This is a genomic window from Roseovarius sp., from assembly GCF_027019125.1.
GTDB lineage: Bacteria > Pseudomonadota > Alphaproteobacteria > Rhodobacterales > Rhodobacteraceae > Roseovarius.
Map to the genome: position 1 here is coordinate 391,841 of NZ_JALUXE010000030.1, position 18,540 is coordinate 410,380.

Annotated in this window: 19 protein-coding genes and 1 tRNA gene; 9 read left to right on the top strand and 11 right to left on the bottom strand. The window is 63.6% G+C overall.

What is annotated here, in order from left to right; genetic code table 11:
• Positions 1 to 18 precede the first annotated feature (18 nt).
• The 4 genes from MVC20_RS14145 to MVC20_RS14160 all read left to right on the top strand — a co-directional run bounded on the left by MVC20_RS14145 (position 19) and on the right by MVC20_RS14160 (position 2,378).
• A tRNA-Gly gene (locus MVC20_RS14145) sits at positions 19 to 93 on the top strand.
• A gap of 123 nt (positions 94 to 216) precedes the next feature.
• Entirely contained in the window at positions 217 to 804 is a 588-nt protein-coding gene (hisB, locus tag MVC20_RS14150; RefSeq protein ID WP_297542459.1) for an imidazoleglycerol-phosphate dehydratase HisB, read from the top strand.
• Positions 805 to 807: 3 nt separating this feature from the next.
• Positions 808 to 1,446: an imidazole glycerol phosphate synthase subunit HisH gene (hisH, locus tag MVC20_RS14155; protein WP_297542461.1), complete on the top strand. Its 639-nt coding sequence runs from the start codon at positions 808 to 810 to the stop codon at positions 1,444 to 1,446.
• A complete protein-coding gene (locus MVC20_RS14160) occupies positions 1,446 to 2,378 on the top strand; it encodes a glutaminase (protein ID WP_297542463.1) in 933 nt (310 codons plus the stop codon). The genes hisH and MVC20_RS14160 overlap by 1 nt, the downstream gene beginning before the upstream one ends.
• 55 nt (positions 2,379 to 2,433) lie before the next feature.
• Here the strand turns inward: MVC20_RS14160 and MVC20_RS14165 are convergent, their stop codons facing one another.
• The gene (locus MVC20_RS14165) at positions 2,434 to 2,823 is read right to left on the bottom strand and encodes a DUF2147 domain-containing protein (RefSeq protein ID WP_297542465.1); all 390 of its coding nucleotides are present in this window, start codon (positions 2,821 to 2,823) and stop codon (positions 2,434 to 2,436) included.
• A gap of 135 nt (positions 2,824 to 2,958) precedes the next feature.
• On the opposite strand from MVC20_RS14165, the gene hisA reads away from it, so the two are divergent.
• Positions 2,959 to 3,681 (top strand): 1-(5-phosphoribosyl)-5-[(5-phosphoribosylamino)methylideneamino]imidazole-4-carboxamide isomerase, encoded by a 723-nt coding sequence (gene hisA, locus MVC20_RS14170; RefSeq protein WP_297542467.1) that lies wholly within the window; start codon positions 2,959 to 2,961, stop codon positions 3,679 to 3,681.
• 15 nt (positions 3,682 to 3,696) lie between these two features.
• Here hisA and MVC20_RS14175 read toward each other — a convergent pair whose 3' ends face one another.
• Complete coding sequence (locus MVC20_RS14175; RefSeq protein WP_297542469.1) at positions 3,697 to 4,149, bottom strand: DUF302 domain-containing protein; 453 nt, start codon at positions 4,147 to 4,149, stop codon at positions 3,697 to 3,699.
• 102 nt (positions 4,150 to 4,251) lie between these two features.
• Between MVC20_RS14175 and hisF the strand changes: the two genes are divergently transcribed.
• The 3 genes from hisF to MVC20_RS14190 are packed head-to-tail and all read left to right on the top strand — an operon-like array spanning position 4,252 to position 5,621.
• Positions 4,252 to 5,016, top strand: a complete 765-nt coding sequence (hisF, locus tag MVC20_RS14180; RefSeq protein ID WP_297542471.1) for an imidazole glycerol phosphate synthase subunit HisF — start codon at positions 4,252 to 4,254, stop codon at positions 5,014 to 5,016.
• On the top strand, positions 5,013 to 5,327 hold the full coding sequence (locus tag MVC20_RS14185; RefSeq protein WP_297542473.1) for a phosphoribosyl-ATP diphosphatase: 315 nt from the start codon (positions 5,013 to 5,015) through the stop codon (positions 5,325 to 5,327). Before hisF ends, MVC20_RS14185 begins: the two co-directional genes overlap by 4 nt.
• 3 nt (positions 5,328 to 5,330) lie before the next feature.
• Positions 5,331 to 5,621: a Dabb family protein gene (locus MVC20_RS14190; RefSeq protein WP_037269127.1), complete on the top strand. Its 291-nt coding sequence runs from the start codon at positions 5,331 to 5,333 to the stop codon at positions 5,619 to 5,621.
• A 72-nt stretch (positions 5,622 to 5,693) separates the two neighbouring features.
• Here the strand turns inward: MVC20_RS14190 and MVC20_RS14195 are convergent, their stop codons facing one another.
• From MVC20_RS14195 to MVC20_RS14230, 8 genes are all read right to left on the bottom strand, one after another.
• Positions 5,694 to 7,265, bottom strand: coding sequence for a GMC family oxidoreductase (locus tag MVC20_RS14195; protein ID WP_297542476.1), 1,572 nt, complete (start codon positions 7,263 to 7,265; stop codon positions 5,694 to 5,696).
• A 27-nt stretch (positions 7,266 to 7,292) separates the two neighbouring features.
• Positions 7,293 to 7,817 carry a Twin-arginine translocation pathway signal gene (locus tag MVC20_RS14200; protein ID WP_297542478.1) on the bottom strand — a complete coding sequence of 175 codons (525 nt, stop codon included), beginning with the start codon at positions 7,815 to 7,817 and terminating at the stop codon, positions 7,293 to 7,295.
• Positions 7,818 to 7,873: 56 nt separating this feature from the next.
• Positions 7,874 to 8,269, bottom strand: coding sequence for a VOC family protein (locus MVC20_RS14205; protein ID WP_037269852.1), 396 nt, complete (start codon positions 8,267 to 8,269; stop codon positions 7,874 to 7,876).
• 89 nt (positions 8,270 to 8,358) lie between these two features.
• Positions 8,359 to 8,652: a ribbon-helix-helix domain-containing protein gene (locus tag MVC20_RS14210; protein ID WP_206018417.1), complete on the bottom strand. Its 294-nt coding sequence runs from the start codon at positions 8,650 to 8,652 to the stop codon at positions 8,359 to 8,361.
• 133 nt (positions 8,653 to 8,785) lie between these two features.
• Entirely contained in the window at positions 8,786 to 9,175 is a 390-nt protein-coding gene (locus MVC20_RS14215) for an MAPEG family protein (RefSeq protein WP_297542483.1), read from the bottom strand.
• Between the two features lie 16 nt (positions 9,176 to 9,191).
• On the bottom strand, positions 9,192 to 9,992 hold the full coding sequence (locus MVC20_RS14220; protein ID WP_297542485.1) for a phosphodiesterase: 801 nt from the start codon (positions 9,990 to 9,992) through the stop codon (positions 9,192 to 9,194).
• Positions 9,993 to 10,112: 120 nt separating this feature from the next.
• Positions 10,113 to 13,553, bottom strand: a complete 3,441-nt coding sequence (gene pyc / locus MVC20_RS14225; protein ID WP_297542486.1) for a pyruvate carboxylase — start codon at positions 13,551 to 13,553, stop codon at positions 10,113 to 10,115.
• 152 nt (positions 13,554 to 13,705) lie between these two features.
• Complete coding sequence (locus MVC20_RS14230) at positions 13,706 to 14,845, bottom strand: alpha-hydroxy acid oxidase (protein WP_297542488.1); 1,140 nt, start codon at positions 14,843 to 14,845, stop codon at positions 13,706 to 13,708.
• Positions 14,846 to 14,954: 109 nt separating this feature from the next.
• Here MVC20_RS14230 and MVC20_RS14235 point away from each other — a divergent pair, with 109 nt between their 5' ends.
• Complete coding sequence (locus MVC20_RS14235; protein ID WP_297542490.1) at positions 14,955 to 17,294, top strand: UvrD-helicase domain-containing protein; 2,340 nt, start codon at positions 14,955 to 14,957, stop codon at positions 17,292 to 17,294.
• Between the two features lie 99 nt (positions 17,295 to 17,393).
• Here MVC20_RS14235 and MVC20_RS14240 read toward each other — a convergent pair whose 3' ends face one another.
• Positions 17,394 to 18,536: a saccharopine dehydrogenase family protein gene (locus MVC20_RS14240; protein ID WP_297542492.1), complete on the bottom strand. Its 1,143-nt coding sequence runs from the start codon at positions 18,534 to 18,536 to the stop codon at positions 17,394 to 17,396.
• Positions 18,537 to 18,540 lie beyond the last annotated feature (4 nt).

An 18,540-nucleotide genomic window follows, 5' to 3' on the forward strand; every position in this document is an offset into this window, starting at 1 on the left:
CACGCCTCACCCAAGGATGCGGGCGTAGCTCAGGGGTAGAGCATAACCTTGCCAAGGTTAGGGTCGGGCGTTCGAATCGCCTCGCCCGCTCCAAATTTCCCAAAACCATTGAGAAATTTGGAGCGATCCGCCGGGGGGATCGTGACACTTCGTGCTTGAGGCTTGGCCTGCGCCACAGGGCGCAGTATAGAGCCACGAAAGCCGGACGGAGACCCCATGCGTAGCGCCACAATCACCCGTAAGACCGCCGAAACCGATATAACTGTCACCGTCGATCTCGACGGGAGCGGTCGGTACGACAATCAGACCGGGGTCGGGTTCTTTGATCACATGCTGGATCAACTCGCGCGGCATTCGCTGATCGACATGACCGTGCGCTGCGCCGGTGATCTGCATATCGACGATCACCACACGGTCGAGGATGTGGGAATCGCATTGGGGCAGGCGCTGACACAGGCGCTTGGCGACAAGCGCGGCATTCGCCGTTATGGCGCGTGCCTCTTGCCCATGGATGATGCGCTGGTGCGTGCCGCGCTGGACCTGTCGGGGCGGCCCTATCTGGTGTGGAACATGGACCTGCCCACGCAGAAAATCGGCACATTCGACACCGAATTGGTGCGGGAATTCTTTCAGGCGTTCAGCACCCATGGCGGGATTACATGCCATGTCGATGCGCTGCACGGGATCAACAGCCACCACATGGCCGAAGCGGCGTTCAAGGCGGTGGCACGCGCCCTGCGCGAAGCGGTCGAGACCGACCCGCGCAAGGCGGATGCGATTCCCTCGACCAAGGGCAGTCTTTGACCCATGACCACCGTCATTGTTGATTACGAGAGCGGCAATCTGCACTCGGCGCAAAAGGCGTTCGAGCGCATGGCGCAAGAGACCGGGGCAGGGGCGGTGGTCGTGACCTCGGACCCCGAGACCATCCGCGCGGCCGCGCGGATCGTGCTGCCGGGGGATGGGGCCTTTCCGGCCTGTCGGCGGGCGCTTTATGACCATCGCGGCGTGTTTGAGGCGATCGAAGAGGCGGTGATCACCCATGCGCGTCCCTTCATGGGGATTTGCATCGGCATGCAGATGCTGGCCACGCGCGGGCTGGAATATGAGGAAACCGCCGGGTTCGACTGGATCGGCGGCACGGTCGGGCCGATTGCCCCCTCGGACCCGTCGCTCAAGGTGCCGCATATGGGCTGGAACGATCTGGTGATCGACCATGCGCATCCGGTGCTGGATGGAATCAGCACGGGCGATCACGCCTATTTCGTCCATTCCTATCAGTTCCGGGTGGATGATCCCGCGCATCTTCTGGCGCATGTCGATTATGCCGGGGCCATTACCGCCGTGGTCGGGCGCGACACGATGGTGGGCACCCAGTTTCACCCCGAGAAAAGCCAGCAGACCGGCCTGCGCATGATCGCGAATTTCCTGCGCTGGAACCCCTGATGGCGGAGGCGCTGCCCCCGCTCCAGCCGGTGCTGGACGAGATCACGGAAATTGCGCGGGCCTCGGATGACCGGGGCAAGGTGGCGGATTACATCCCCGAACTGGCGGACGTGGACCTGAACCAGTTTGGTATCGCCATTGCGCGCCCCGGCTTGCCCACGGTGATGGCGGGCGATGCGCAGGTGCCGTTTTCGATTCAATCCGTGTCCAAGGTCTTCATGTTGGCCCTGGCGCTTGGGAAGCTGGGCGACCGGCTCTGGTCGCGGGTGGGGCGCGAGCCGTCGGGTCATTCGTTTGATTCGATGCTGCTCTTGGAGTTGGAGAAAGGCTATCCGCGCAATCCGTTCATCAATGCGGGCGCGATCGTGACCACCGATGCGGTGTTGCAAGGCTCCAGCCCGCGCGAAACCCTTGGCGCGCTCTTGCGGTTCATACGGGCGGCGGCAGGGGATGAGGCGATCCATATCAACGACCGCGTGGCGCGGTCCGAAATCGCGACAGGCCACCGGAATTTCGCCCTCGCGCATTACCTCTTGTCGCATGGCAACCTCAAGAACCCGCCGGAGCTGAGCCTTGGCACCTATTTCCATCAATGCGCGGTCGAGATGACCTGTGCGCAGCTGGCCAATGCCGGGCTGTTTCTGGTGGGGGCACCGGGCGCGCCGCGTCTGGTGTCACGAGCGCGTATTCGGCGCATCAATGCGTTGATGATGACCTGCGGGCATTATGACGGGTCGGGCGATTACGCCTTTCGCGTGGGTCTGCCGGGCAAGAGCGGCGTGGGCGGTGGTATTCTGTCCATCGTGCCGGGCGTTGCCGCGATTGCGGTCTGGTCGCCGGGGTTGAACCACTATGGCAATTCCAAGCTGGGCACCGAGGCGATGGAGCGTTTGACCACGCGGATCGGCTGGTCGGTCTTCGGGCCAGCCTGACAGAGATAGATGCACAGGGGCAGATGCGCCGCATCCGCCCCGTGCCCTCTGTCTCTTACTTGACCTTTTGCCAGGTGCCGCCGTCGCGGCAGATGCCGAACACGCAGCCGCTGACCGAGAGCGTATCGCCCGAGAGTTGCAGCTTGGAGTTATAGGTCTTGTCGCGGTCGGGCGAATAGACCTTGCCCTTGTATTCGCCGCCGCCCGTGGGGGCGGTATCGGAAATGATCTTGCGGCCGATATTCTTGCTCTGCATTTCTTTGCCGTTCTCATCGAAGGATTTGATCAGCGTGCCGCAGAGTTTCGCGCCGCAGGGCGCCACCTCGATCAGGCCGGAATGGCCATTGTCATCCTTGGCGGTGCGCCATGTGCCCAGGAGCGGCTCTGCCATCGCCATCCCGGCCCCCATCGTGAACACCGCCGTCATCATCACCAGTTTACGCATGTCTGATCCTCCCTGACATTCGCGAAAATCCTGTGCCACGGAGGCGCTACAAATCAAGTCTGACGTGGGGTCGCGTTGCATTTCGCGCCTGTGCATGCCAAAGCGCGCGGGACATCTACATGAAAGGCCCGCGCGATGATCCTTTACCCTGCCATTGACCTCAAGGACGGCAAGGCCGTGCGTCTTTTGCGCGGCGATATGGGCGCTGCGACCGTGTTCAACGATGACCCGGCGGCGCAGGCGATGGAGTTCGTCGCGGCGGGCTGTGACTGGCTGCATCTGGTGGATCTGAACGGGGCCTTTGCCGGGGTGCCGGTCAATGCAGCGCCGGTCGAGGCGATTCTGTCGGCCTGCAAGGTGCCTGCGCAATTGGGCGGGGGGATCCGCGATATGGCCACCATCGAAGGGTGGCTGGCCAAGGGGCTGGCGCGGGTTATTCTGGGCACGGTGGCGGTGGAGAACCCCGCGCTGGTGCGCGAGGCGGCGCGCGCCTTTCCGGGGCAGGTGGCGGTTGGTATCGACGCGCGGGGTGGCCGCGTGGCGACCAAGGGCTGGGCCACCGAGACCGATGTGGAAGCAACCGACCTTGCGAAATCCTTTGAGGATGCCGGGGTGGCGGCGATCATCTATACGGATATCAACCGGGATGGGGCCATGCAGGGCCCGAATATCGAGGCGACTGCGGCGCTTGCCCGTGCGGTCAGTATTCCTGTGATCGCCTCGGGCGGGGTGTCGTCGCTGGAGGATCTGATCGCGCTGCGCGATTGTGGCGTGGCGCTCGATGGGGCGATTTCGGGCCGCGCACTTTATGACGGGGCGCTCGATCTTGGGGCGGCCTTGGCCGCGCTCAGGGGCTGAGCGCGGCCAGAACGGTTACTGTCCTGCGGCCGCACCTGTCAGCTTGCCAAGCGCGCCGGTCATCATCTTGATGTAGTCGGCGTCGTCGTTGATGGCGGTATCGTCGAACATATCCTTGGGGTCCTGATAGGCGAGCCATGTCGCGCCCGTGCCATCCTGATAGACCAGCACCTTGAGCGGCAGGAACAGCCCGGCCACCGGATCGTCCTGCATCGCGGCCGTGCCCATCTTGGGGTTGCCGAAGATCAGCACCTGCGAGGGATCAAGCGCCAGATCGACGCTGGCCGCGCCCGCCGCATGATCCACGCGCGCAAAGATCGTGGCCCCGGCCCCGGTTACGGCTGCTTCGAGCCGGTCCATGGTCGTGGCCACATCGGAGGTGGATTTGACCTTGATGATATCGTCGTCACTGGCCAAGGCGGGCAGGGCGGTCAGGGTCATCGCGGCTGCGACAAGTAAACGCTTCATGGTAAACTCCTTCATTTGCAACACTGATATGGGTCTTATCCTCTGGCATGTTAACCGATTTGCCCATACATAGCGGCGTGAAATTCCTGTAACAGCGACACTATGCTCAAGACCCGTATCATCCCCTGTCTCGATGTCGCCGATGGCCGTGTGGTCAAGGGCGTGAATTTTGTCGATTTGCGCGACGCGGGCGATCCGGTCGATGCCGCGCGGGCCTATGATGCGGCGGGGGCGGATGAGCTGTGTTTCCTCGACATTCACGCCACGCATGAGAATCGGGGCACGATGTTCGACGTGGTGCGCCGCACCGCCGAGGCCTGTTACATTCCGCTGACCGTGGGCGGTGGGGTACGCAGCGCGCAGGATGTGCGCGCGCTCTTGCTGGCGGGGGCGGACAAGGTCAGTTTCAATTCCGCCGCCGTGGCCGATCCCGATGTGGTGGCGCGCGCCGCCGATCAGTTTGGCAGCCAGTGCATCGTTGTGGCGATCGACGCCAAAACCGTGAGCCCCGGCAAATGGGAAATTTTCACCCATGGCGGGCGCAAGCCTACAGGCATCGACGCGGTGGATTTCGCGCGGCTGGTGGCCGAGAAGGGGGCGGGGGAAATCCTGCTGACTTCGATGGATCGCGACGGGACGCGGGCGGGGTTCAACCTGCCGCTGACGCGGGCCATTGCCGATGCGGTGGATATTCCTGTCATTGCCTCTGGCGGTGTGGGCACGCTCGACCATCTGGTCGAAGGGGTCATCGAAGGGCATGCCTCGGCTGTGCTTGCCGCCTCGATCTTTCACTTCGGCACCTACACGATTGCCGAGGCCAAGGCGCATATGGCCGCGGCAGGCATCCCGATGAGGTTGGCCGCATGACGCTTGACGATCTGGCCCGTATCATCGCCGCGCGTGCAGAGGCCGACCCCGAGAGTAGCTGGACGGCGAAATTGCTGGCCAAGGGGCCGGAAAAATGCGCCGAGAAATTCGGCGAAGAGGCCATCGAGGCAATCATCGAGGCGGTCAAGGGCGACCGTGCGCGGCTGACCTCGGAGGCGGCGGACGTGCTCTTTCACCTGTTGGTGATGCTGCAATCCCGCGATGTCGCCCTATCAGACGTCATGGCCGAACTTGCCCGCCGTCAGGGCACCTCTGGCCTGACAGAAAAAGCCTCCCGCTCGAAAGACTGAGACATGATCCGCCATATTGTATTCTTTTCCGCCGCCAACCCGGACGATATCGAGCGTATCCGCGACGGGCTGATGATGCTGTCGCGGATACCCCATTCCTCGCATTTCGAGGTGGGGCGCAATCTCCAGAGCGATGCCATTGCCGGGGCGCAGGTCGATCTGGTGGTCTATGCGGAATTCACGGATGAGGCCGCACTTGCCGCCTACAAGGCAGATCCGATCTATGCCGAGTGCATAGCCCTTGTCCGGCCGCTGCGCGAGTTGCGCATCGCGGCGGATTTCAAATCCGAATAACGGCCGTTTGGCCCATGTCCCCCGGCACCTCGGGGAGAGTTTGAGGCGCCGGGGGAGGGACGGGGCAACCGATCAGAGGTTGCCGCGTGACATCTCGCCCGCAATGTGATCGGCCTGCCGAATGGCCAGCGCCACGATGGTCAGCGTCGGGTTTTCCGCCGCCCCCGTGGTGAATTGCGAGCCATCCGAGACAAAGAGGTTGGGAATGTCATGGGTCTGGCCCCATTTGTTCACAACCCCGTCGCGCGCGTTCTCGGACATGCGGTTGGTGCCGAGGTTATGCGTGCTGGGATAGGGCGGCGTCGGGAAGGTGCGGGTGGCCCCCACCGCCTCGTAGACCGCAGTGCCCCGGCCGTAGGCATGGTTGCGCATCGCGATGTCATTGGGGTGATCCGAGAAATGCACATTGGCGACCGGAAGGCCCCACTGATCCTTGACGTCATGGTTGAGGGTGACGCGGTTGGTCTCCTGCGGCATGTCTTCGCCCACGATCCACATGCCGGCCATGTTCTCGTAGGCGTCAAGCGCGGTGGTGAATTCGCGGCCCCAGGAACCGGGATCGAGGAACGCCGCCATGAAGGGCAGACCGAGCGAAAGCGTTTCCAGCTCGTAGCCGCCGACAAAGCCGCGCGAGGGGTCGTGCCGCGCTTCGTCCTGGATGATGCCCGCCATGGTCGTGCCGCGCCACATCTTGACCGGCTTGTCGAACACGCCGTAGACCGAGCCGGTCATGTGGCGCATGTAGTTGCGCCCCACCTGGCCCGAGGAATTGGCCAGACCGTCCGGGAACATCGACGACGCGGAATTGAGCAACAGGCGGGGCGATTCAAAGGAGTTGCCCGCAACGCAAACGGCGCGTGCCTTTTGCATCTGGAGATTGCCCGCCTCGTCGAAATACTCGACCCCCGTCACCTTGCCGCTTTCGTCATGCAGGATGCGCGCGACATGCGCCTTTGACCGCACTTCGAGATTGCCCGTGGCCTCGCCGCGCGGGATGTCGGTATAGGCCGCGGACCATTTCGCGCCCCATTTGCAGCCCTGAAAGCAGAAACCGGTCTGCTGGCAGGCCATGCGCCCGTCATATTCCTCGGAGTTGATGGCCATGCGGCCGGTGTGGACCTCTTTGTAGCCGAGCGCCTTGGCACCAGCCTCGAACACCTTGTAATTGTTGTTGCCCGGCAGGCCCGCGAGATTGTTGGTGCGCGTCACGCCCAGCTTTTTCTCGGCCAGATCATACCAGGGGGCCATTTCCGCCGCGTCGATGGGCCAGTCGAGCAGGTTTGCGCCCTGCACCGGGCCATAGGTGGTTGCGGCCTTCCATTCGTGGTCTTGAAAGCGGATCGAAGCCCCGGCCCAATGGGTCGTGGTGCCGCCCACGGCCTTGACGATCCAGGCAGGCAGGCCGGAAAAATCGCGTGCCACGCGCCAGTCGCCCGATGTGGTGCGCGGGTCGAGCCAGGCCAGCTGGCCAAAGCTTTCCCATTCGTCGTTGATGTAATCCTCGGGCAGATACCGCCCGCCCGCTTCGAGTGCCACGACGGAAATGCCGCGTTGTGCCAGTTCGTTGGACAGCACGCCGCCGCCCGCGCCGGTGCCGATGACAACGATCACCGTGTCGTCGTTATGATCAAAAGGTGCAGCCATAGTCTTTCCTCCCTAGATGGCTATGGCCTAAAGCCAGTTGATGTCGTCAAAGCCGCGGTTGATGTAACCGCCCTGGCTGAAGGACTCGCCCTCGTAGCCGAAGAGGGGCCAGACCGCCTTTTGGTTATAGAGGCCGGTCACCAGCCCGCCGCGCACCTGCTGAAAGAAGGGGCTGTCCTCGATGCCGCGCAGGATGTCGACGCGGTCACGCTCCCATCCGATGCTCAGGTAATCGGCATGGCCCTTTCCCTGCGCCGCGGCGTTGAGGCCAGCGATACCGGCCTCGACGGCTTCTGCGGCCTCGGCGGTGTCATAGCCCTTGACCGCGATGGCGTAGTATTCATCGGCCAGATGGTCATGCGGATAGATGTCGCGCGCCATCTGGATCAGCGTGGCCATGGTCTCGGGCTTGAGTGCCTGCGTCTCGAGCGCCCAGGCGGCATCGGTGCTGGCGACAAAGCCGGCCCCCACGACGAAACTTGCGCCCGCCGCGATTGAGCGCGAGAGCAACTCGCGCCGGGTCAGCCCTTTGCGGGCATTGGTGTCAGTCATTGGTTCTCCTCCCATAAAATGAATGCGCGCGCCCCCGTGAGGACGCGCGCCTGCTCTCATTTGAAACGCCCACCGCGTTCCAGAACTTCGATTTCATAGCCGTCAGGATCGGCGACAAAGAAAAACTTGCCCACGAGTTCGCCGTCGGGGGCGAATTCCACCATCTTGCGGGGATTGAGGCCTTCGGCCTCGAACCGCGCATGTTCTGCCGCGAGATCTTCGACCAGCACGGCCAGATGGCCATAGCCATCGCCGCGATCATAGGGTTCGGTCCGACCCTTGTTGATGGTCAGTTCCACCTCGAACGGGCTTTCGTCATTCGACATGTAGACAAGGGTGAATTTCTCGAAATCGAGCCGGTCCGCCACGCGCAGCCCAAAGGCGCGAGAATAGAAATCGACCGACCGCGCCTCGTCGAGAACGCGAATCATGCTGTGAATGGCTTTGGCCATCATGCCCTCCGAAACCTGTATTTGGTTCGGAAAAGTTACCAAAGCGGGGCAGGGCCGGGTAGTAAGGGGATACTACGCCTTGATTTGTCTCACTCCGCCGCCATCTGCCGCGCGTCCGCCTCGAGCGGGTTTTCGCGGTGCACAAGGCAGGTGCAGCGCAAGAGCGAGGTGAAATTGGCCGGCTCGCCGTGCAGTTCCAGCACTTCGGCATGAAGTTTCGACACGAAACCGGGGGTCGTCAGCCCTTCGCTCTCGGCGATTTCGTCGAGAATACCCCAAAAGGATTTCTCAAGACGGATGCTCGTGCTCTGGCCATTGAGGCGCATGCGGCGGGTTACAAGCGCGTAACGGTCGGGGTCTTGCCCGGCAAAGATTCGACACATGATCAGGTCCTCCCTCATCCGGGCCACGGCGGGGGCGCGCGCGGCGCGGATCTCAGTACGTTTTAGGATGATGGACGATTTTTGCCAGCAGGGGAAGCCTTCTGCACCGTGCCCGCCTGCGCGGGGCGGTCTGTCAGAGCAGCGCGTGGCCGATATTGGCGAGCGCGGTCAGAATCAGCATGGCAAAGGTCAGCACCATCCCGGCGCTGCGCAGCGGCATGATTTCCGGCACCCGGCCAAATCCGGCGGCATGGAATACCCGCCCGGCCAGAAGCATCAGCCCCAGCAGATGCACCACCCATCCCGGCGCGCCCTGAAGTTCGGCCATCCCCAGCAGGATCAGGCCAAGGGGTGCGTATTCGGCGCAATTCGCCTGCACCCGGATGCGGCGGATCAGGAGATCCTTGCCGCCGTCACCGATGGAGACATTGGTCCTGAAGCGCGCGGCAATGACCAGCACGCTCAGGAGGACGAAGAGAAGGCCGATGAGGCCCGCGTAAAGAGGCGCGATAGCAAGGGACATGCGATGTGCTTTCTGTTCAGGAATAGGTGGCCGACGGGACCGGCGGCAGGGTGAAATCCTCGGTATGAACAATCACCCCTGTCTCGGTCAGCAGCAAGAGGCCATAAGCACCGGGTTCGTCGATCGAGAGGCTGGTATCCTCTGCGTCAAGCGCCATGGGCATCTGGTGGCAGGGGCTCTTGAGGATGGCTGTGGGAATGCCCCCCGCCGATCCCTGAACCGTGCGGTGCACATGGCCCGATACGATCTGGACGACATTTCCCGCCGCCCTGAGGCGTGCGATGAACTCGGCGCGGTTGCGCAGCCCGATGGCATCCATCCCGGCAAAGCCCGTGTCGATGGGCGGGTGATGGGTAAAGACGATGACCGGCCCTGTGCCGGCCTCGGTCAAACGCTGCTCCAGCCAATCAAGGCGCGCGGGGCAGAGGTGGCCTGAATGCAGGTCCGGGGCGGTTTCGTCCAGCGTGTCGAGACAGATCAGCCGATGCGCCCCGATGTCGACGTGATGCTGAACATGCCCCGTTTCCATCCGTGCGGCCTCGGGGAAGGTGTCGAGGAAGGGCGCGCGGCGGTCGTGATTGCCAAGCATGAGGCTGACGGGCAGGGGGCAGTCGGCCAAGGCCCCGCGCAGACGGGCGTATTCCTCTGGCTTGGCCCGATGGGTCAGGTCGCCGCAGAGCACGATGCGCGCGGCATCGGGGTGGCGCGCGAGCGCGTGGCTCAGCCCCTGGGTAAAGCGGGCATAGGGATCAAGGCCGATGATGGTCTGGCCCTGAGCCACGATGTGAATGTCGGTGAAGACGAGGATTTTCTGCATGGCGCGGCCTGTCCTTGGGCATATGCCGTGCAGCATGGCGCAAGTGAGGCGGTTGCGGAAGCGTATTCCGGGAATGGAAATCGCCCCCCTTGGGTCACATTCCAAGGGGGGCGGGGGGTGTTATTCCAGTTCCACCAGCAGATCCTTGGCGTCGATCTGGCTGCCGGGTTGGACATGCACCGCCTTGACGGTGGCGTCACGGTCGGCATGCAGGCCGGTTTCCATCTTCATTGCCTCGATGGTGAGCAAGAGGTCGCCCGCCTTGATCTTTTGTCCGGCCTTGACGGCAACGGTTGCCACGGCCCCCGGCATCGGCGCCCCGACGTGGTTCGGGTTGCCCAGTTCCGCCTTGGGACGCGCGGCGACGGCGTTCTTGATCCGCCGGTCGGGCACGCGCACGGTGCGCGGCTGGCCGTTGAGTTCGAAGAACACTCGCGCCTCGCCGTCCTCTTGGGTTTCGCTTACCGCGACCAGCCGGATTTCCAGCGTCTTGCCCGGGTCGATTTCGGCGGTGATCTCTTCGCCTGTCTCCATCCCGTAGAAGAAGGTGCGGGTGGGCAGGGTGCGCACGGGGCCGAATTGCGCGTGCCGTTCCATGTAATCGGCAAAGACCTTGGGATACATCAGGCTGCCCATCAGGTCCTCGTTGTCGATCTTCTTGCCGAAACGCTCGGTCAATTCGGCAAGCCGCGCGTCCAGATCCTCGGGCGGCAAGAGCGTGCCGGGGCGCACGGTGATGGGCTCTTCGCCCTTGAGCACCTTCTTGACGATGGCGGGGGGGAAGCCGCCGGGGGCCTGACCGACATAGCCCTTCATCAGCGTGACGACAGAGTCGGGGAAGCTGACTTCGGTCTTGGGGTCGAGCACGTCCTCGCAGGTGAGGCCCTGGCTGACCATCATCAGCGCCAGATCGCCCACGGTCTTGGCAATCGGTGTCACCTTGATGACGTCGCCGAACATCTGGTTCACATCGGCATAGGTGCGTGCGATGTCGTGCCAGCGGTCCTCCATCCCCATCGAGCGCGCCTGCGCCTTGAGGTTGGTGAACTGGCCGCCGGGCATCTCGTGCAGGTAGACTTCGGAGGTGGGCGATTGCATCCCGCTCTCGAAGGCGGCGTAGTGATTGCGCACCGATTCCCAGTAGTTCGAGATTTGACGGATGGCCCCGATGTCGAGCCCGGTGTCGCGCGGCGTATGGCGCAGCGCCTCGACAATGGTTCCAAGCGTCGCCTGAGAGGTATTGCCCGACAGCGAATCCATCGCGCAATCGACCGCATCCACCCCGGCCTCGGAGGCCGCAAGGATCGTGGCCCCGGCAATGCCCGCCGTGTCATGGGTATGGAAATGCAGCGGTAGCCCCACCTCTTCCTTGAGCGCCTTGAAGAGCACGCTCGCCGTGGCCGGTTTCATCAGCCCGCCCATATCCTTGAGACAGAGAATATGCGTGCCGGCGGCCTTCAGTTCCTTGGCCATGGAGAGGTAGTATTTGAGGTCGTATTTCGAGCGCGCGGGATCGAGAATATCGCCGGTGTAGCAGATCGCCGCCTCAAGCACCTTGCCCGACTCGAGCACGGCATCCATCGACACGCGCATGTTCTCGGCCCAGTTCAGCGGATCGAAGACGCGGAAGATGTCCACCCCGCTCTCGGCGGCCTGTTTGACGAAGGCGGACACGACATTGTCGGGATAGTTGGTATAGCCCACCCCGTTCGAGCCGCGCAGAAGCATCTGCGTGAGCAGGTTGGGCATGGCTGCCCGAATGTCGCGCAGGCGCTGCCAGGGACATTCGTCGAGAAAGCGATAGGCCACGTCAAAGGTCGCCCCGCCCCAGCATTCGACCGAGAAGAGGCCGGGAAGATCATGGGCGTAATTGGGGGCGATGCCGATCATGTCGATCGAGCGCATGCGTGTGGCCAAGAGCGACTGATGGCTGTCGCGCATGGTGGTGTCGGTGATCAGGAGCTGTTTTTGCGCGGCCATCCAGTCGGCCACGGCCTGCGCGCCCTTGCGCTCGAGGATCTGCTTGGGGCCGTCCTTGATCTCGGGGTTGGCGGGGCGCGGGGCGCGCGGCAGCTTGAGATCGGCAGGTGGACGGGCCCGGCCTTCGACCTCGGGATGGCCGTTGACCGTGATGTCGGCGATGTAGCTGAGAACCCGCGTGCCGCGGTCCCGCCGCTTGGCGAATTTGAACAGCTCGGGCGTCGTGTCGATGAATTTGGTCGTGTAGGTATTGTTGAGGAAGGTTGGATGCTTGAGCAGGTTCTCGACGAAGGCGATATTCGTGCTCACGCCGCGAATACGGAATTCGCGCAGGGCGCGGTCCATCCGGGCGATCGCCTGTTCCGGCGTGGGCGCCCAGGCCGTGACCTTGGTCAGAAGGCTGTCGTAGTAGCGGGTGATCACGCCCCCCGCGTATGCGGTGCCGCCATCCAGACGGATGCCCATGCCCGTGGCCGAGCGATAGGCGGTGATGCGGCCGTAATCCGGGATGAAGTTGTTGAGCGGGTCTTCGGTGGTGATCCGGGTCTGGAGCGCGTGGCCATGCAGGGTGATGTCATACTGGCTGGCCTTGCCGGTGGCCTCCATCAGGCTCTTGCCCTCGGCGATCTTGATCTGGGCCTGCACGATGTCGATGCCGGTGACTTCCTCGGTCACGGTATGCTCGACCTGAACGCGGGGATTGACCTCGATGAAGTAGAATTTGCCGGTGTCCATATCCATCAGGAATTCGACGGTGCCGGCACATTCGTAATTCACATGCTTGCAGATCTTGTAGCCAAGCTGGCAGATTTCCTCGCGCTGCGTCTCTGACAGGTAGGGGGCGGGGGCGCGTTCCACCACCTTCTGGTTGCGGCGCTGCACCGAGCAGTCGCGCTCGAAGAGGTGATACATATTGCCATGCTTGTCGCCCAGGATCTGGACCTCGACGTGGCGCGCGCGCAGGATCATCTTTTCAAGATAGCCCTCGCCATTGCCGAAGGCGGCCTCGGCCTCGCGGCGGCCCTCGCGGACCTTGTCCTCAAGCTCATTCTCGTTTTCGATGGGGCGCATGCCGCGCCCGCCGCCGCCCCAGGACGCCTTGAGCATCAAGGGATAGCCGATCTCCTTGGCCTGCTTGCGAATTTCCTTGATGTCATCGCCCAGAACTTCGGTCGCGGGGATGACGGGCACGCCCGCCTCGATGGCCACGCGCCGCGCGCTCGCCTTGTCGCCAAGCGCGCGCATGGTTTCGGCGCGCGGGCCGATAAAGGTGATCCCCGCCGCGTCGCAGGCATCGACAAAGGCCGGATTCTCGGACAAAAGGCCATAGCCGGGATGGATCGCATCTGCGCCCGAGAGCTTGGCCACGCGGATGATTTCCTCGATCGACAGATAGGCCTGAACCGGCCCCATGCCCTCGCCAATGCGATATGCCTCGTCCGCCTTGAAGCGATGCAGCCCGAGCTTGTCCTCTTCGGCGAAGACAGCGACGGTTTTCTTGCCCATTTCATTGGCAGCCCGCATGATGCGGATGGCGATTTCGCCCCGGTTGGCGATGAGAATCTTCTTGAAGTCGGCCATGCCTGTCCCCCGGTTTATCAGTTCTGGCGGCGCGGCCGTCTATGCCGCATTGCAGCGCTGCGTTCTTGTAGGATTTGTGAAAGGTTTGTGCAATCCGGCAAACTGGGTATTCCCCGGCAAGGGAAAATTCCTGTCCCGATGGGTGGTCCGCCCTACCCGTTAGGGATCAGGCGTGATCGCACATCCCAGAGCGTGCGCGTGCCCAACTGGCCCATGTTGGCGCGCAGATCTTCGGCCAGGATATCCGCCAGATGCGCCGGGCCGCTCTCGCCCAGGGCGCCAAGCGCGTAGTGCCAGCCGCGCCCCATCATGACGAAATCGGCGCCAAGGGCGATGGCGCGGAGCACGTCGAGCCCGCCTTCGATGCCGCCGTCCATGATCACCGGCAGGGTGGTTGCGGCGCGCACCTGCGGCAGCACCTCGATGGTGGCGGGGGCGGCGTCGAACTGTCGGCCTGCGTGGTTCGAAATCCAGATCGCATCCACGCCCTCTTTCTCGAGCGCGGTGGCATCATCGGCGCGCAGCACGCCCTTGACGACCAGCGGCCCGTCCCAGGCATCGCGCAGCCAGCGCAGATACTCCCAGTCGGGCGAGGTACGCAGCAGGTATCCGGCATGCTTGTTCGAGGGCAAGCCCTTGGTCTGGCCCGCATAATCGTCAATCAGCCGCATCCGCGGCATGCCGAGCCGCGCGGTGCCAAGCGCCCAGGCCGGGCAGCGGGCGACCTGCGCCAAAAGCCGCGGCGTCAGCTTGGGCGGCTGTGTCAGCCCAGAGCGAACCTGCCGTTCGCGGCGGCTGCCCACGGGCACGTCGACGGTCAGCACCAGAACTGAAAACCCGGCGTTGCGCGCGCGGTTCAGCATGTCCGTGCGAATGCCGGTGTCGCGCGGCGGATACATCTGGAACCAGCCATTGTCGTTCAGATGCGGGCCCACGACCTCGGGCGTCTGGCTCGCCACGGTGGAGAGGCCATAAGGTATCCCCACCTGCGTTGCGGCCCGTGCCAGGAGACGCTCGGCATCGGGCCAGATGAGGCCGGACATGCCCACGGGTGCGATTCCGACCGGCAGGGCATGGGTCTGCCCAAAGAGGGGGGCGGTGATGTCGGCTGTGAACTCGCCATGCAGGATCGACGGGCTGAGCCGCACCTGATCGAGCATCAGGCGGTTGCGCGCCTTGGTGGCCTCTGTTCCGGTGGCACTGTCAAGGTATTCCCAGATGAAATGCGGAATGCGGCGCGCCGCGCGGGCGCGCAGGTCAGACAGGGCGGGATAGGTTGCATGCAGCGTCATGGCGCGCATTTGCGCGGGTTTTCAGGAGCTTGTCCAGAGGGCAGATCGGGGTGGAACAATCCCCGAACATCTCTTTATCTCCGGGCGTGCTCGCGCTATTGTCCTGTGCATGAACAGATTTGACGAATCCGATGCCTTTGAGGGGGCCAGCCTCTCGGCTCGCGCGATGGCTGCGCGGCCTGCGCCCTATCTCGATGACCTCAACCCCGAGCAGCGCCGCGCGGCGGAGACATTGGATGGTCCGGTGCTCATGCTGGCCGGGGCAGGCACGGGCAAGACCAAGGCGCTGACCACGCGCATCGCCCATCTGATGAACACCGGGCGCGCGGGGCCGGGCGATATTCTGGCCGTGACCTTTACCAACAAGGCCGCGCGCGAGATGAAGGAACGCGTCAGCCGCCTGATGGGCGAGCGGGTCGAGGGCATGCCGTGGCTCGGCACGTTTCATTCGATCTGTGTCAAGCTCTTGCGCCGTCACGCCGAACTCGTCGATCTCAAGTCCAATTTCACCATTCTTGATACAGACGACCAGTTGCGCCTGCTCAAGCAACTGGTGCAGGCGTCGGGCATCGACGACAAACGCTGGCCCGCGCGGATGCTGGCCGGGATCATCGACCAATGGAAGAACCGCGCCTGGACGCCCGACAATCTGCCCAGCAGCGAGGGCAGCGCCTATGACGGCAAGGGGCCGGCGCTCTATCGGCAGTATCAGACCCGCCTGCGCGACCTGAACGCGGTCGATTTCGGCGACCTGCTCTTGCATGTGGTCACGATCTTTCAAAAGCACGACGATGTGCTCAGGCAATACCAACGCTGGTTCCGCTATATCCTCGTGGACGAGTATCAGGATACCAACGTGGCGCAATATCTGTGGCTGCGCCTCTTGGCGGGGGGGCACAAGAACATCTGCTGCGTGGGCGATGACGACCAGTCCATCTATGGCTGGCGCGGCGCCGAAGTGGGCAATATCCTGCGGTTCGAAAAGGATTTTCCGGGCGCGGCTGTGATCCGGCTGGAACAGAATTACCGCTCGACCCCGCATATCCTTGCGGCGGCGTCGGGGGTGATTGCGGGCAATCGCGACCGGCTGGGCAAGGAGCTGTGGACCGCCGCCGAGGAGGGGGAAAAGGTCCGCCTGATCGGCCATTGGGATGGCGAGGAAGAGGCCCGCTGGATCGGCGAGGAAATCGACGCGATGCAGCGGGGCACGCGGCGGATGCGGCCCTATTCGCTGGACGAGATGGCAATTCTCGTGCGCGCCTCGCACCAGATGCGCGCCTTCGAGGACCGGTTCCTGACCATCGGCCTGCCGTACCGCGTCATCGGCGGTCCGCGATTCTACGAGCGTTTGGAAATTCGCGACGCCATGGCCTATTTCCGGTTGGTGGTCTCGCCTGCCGACGATCTGGCGTTCGAGCGGATCGTCAACACCCCAAAACGCGGTCTTGGCGACAAGGCGCAGCAGAAAATCCAGGTCTCGGCGCGCCAGAATGGCGTGTCGCTGGTCGAGGGGGCGCGGCTCTTGCTCGACGACAAGGGCATCAGCGGCAAGGCGGCGGGGGAGTTGCGCCTGCTGATCGACGGGCTGGCCCGTTGGGGCCGCATGGTGGACGATGCCGACATCACCCATGTCGAACTGGCCGAGATGATCCTCGACGAGAGCGGCTACACGGCCATGTGGCAGAATGACAAGACGCCCGAGGCACCGGGGCGGCTCGAGAATCTCAAGGAATTGGTCAAGGCCCTGGAGGGCTTCGAGAATCTCCAGGGGTTTCTGGAACATGTCAGCCTCATCATGGACAACGAGTCGGGCGATGAGGGCGAGAAGGTCACGCTGATGACCCTGCACGCCGCCAAGGGGCTGGAGTTTCCGGCGGTGTTCCTGCCGGGGTGGGAGGATGGGCTTTTCCCGTCGCAACGCGCGATGGACGAAACCGGCGTGCGCGGGCTCGAGGAAGAGCGGCGGCTGGCCTATGTCGGCATCACCCGCGCCGAAGAGGTCTGCACCATTTCGTTCGCGGGCAATCGCCGCGTTTACGGCCAATGGCAATCGCAAATGCCCTCGCGCTTCATCGACGAATTGCCCGAGGCGCATGTCGATGTGCTGACCCCTCCGGGGCTTTATGGCGGGGGGTATGGGGCGGCGGCCAGTTCAGGTATCGAGAGCCGCGCCGCCGAGGCCAATGTCTACAATAGCCCCGGTTGGCGGCGGCTTCAGGCGCGCGGCGGCGAACGGCCCATGAGCCAGCCAAGCGAGGCCCGCCACAGCGTGATCGACCTTCAGGCCACCAGCGCGCATACGGTGGGCGAGCGCGTCTTTCATCAGAAATTCGGCTATGGGGCGATCATCGCCATCGAGGGTGACAAGCTCGAAATCGCCTTTGAAAAGGCGGGCACCAAGAAGGTGGTTGCACGGTTTGTCACCGGCGCGGATGACGTGCCGTTCTGACGCGGGGCCAGCGGCGGATCTGAGTATTTTTGCCAAGAAGAAACCCGATGTCGCTTCTTCTTGGTGCAAATACTCAAATCCGACCTTGCGCCGAAACGATCAGCCGAGGTGATCCACGACCGTGAGATGCTGCGCCAGCCGGCTGACCTCGGCCAGATAGCGCGCGACCAGCTTCGGATCGTGGGGAGCTGCGCTGACGCCTGCGGGGATTTCGCGCGCGAGCACCGACTCGACCGCGAGCGAGACCGGGATCGACACGAGCCGCGCCATCGCCGTGCCGCGCGCATCGCCCCAGGCGTCCATCACATAGCTTTGGTGCCAGACGGGTTTCCCGGCCTTTTCTGCCTTGAGATCGACGCAGAGCACGACGCGGTCCGGTTCGCCCTCATCATAGGCGTTCTCTTGCCAGAACTGATCGGACATCTCCTTGAGCCGGGCATCGCCTGCGGCACCGTCGAGCGTTTCGATCTCGGCAAAGACATCCTTCCAGGCCTCGGACCAGCCATTCAGGCGCAGCGTGCCGCGCACGAAGTCCTTGATCCGCCAGTCGGGATCGAACCGGTAATCGGCGATGAAGGGGATTGAATCGCGGTTGGGATACACCTCGAAGGTCTCGGGGGTTGGCAAGGGCGCGTCGTAGCTGGAAATCGCGTCCCAGGGTCGAGACACCCTGAGTTCCGAGAAATCGCGAATCGAGCGCGAGGGCGAGCGCAGCGCCTTGAGCACGCCCAGAGGCGACCAGCTGAACTTGTAGCGAAACGGGTTGGGATGTTTCGGCACGCCGCCGCAATAGGAGGTGAACGACAGATCATTGCCCGCGTCAAAGGCCGGGGAGGCGCGATAGTCGGCCACCAGATGATGCGCCATCAGGTGGTCGATGCCGGGATCGAGGCCGATTTCATTGACAAAGCACAGCCCCTTGTCGCGGGCCGCCTCATCGAGGGCGCGCATCTCGGGGGCGATGTAGGAGGAGGAGACGAAATGCGCGCCTGTCCCGAGGCAAAGCTCGGCCAGCGGCACATGCCAGTCGCCGGGCAGCATCGAAACCACCACATCGCCGGGTTTGAGCAGCTTGGCGAGGGCATCCTTGTCAAAGGCGTGGATCTTGTCCGTGAGATCACCGACGGCGGCGCGCGCCTTGTCGGTCGACCGGTTCCAGACGCGCACGTCATGCCCTGCCTCGATCAGTCGCCGCAGACCGGGAATGGCCGATAGGCCGGTGCCGCACCAGTGAATTGTCATGTCC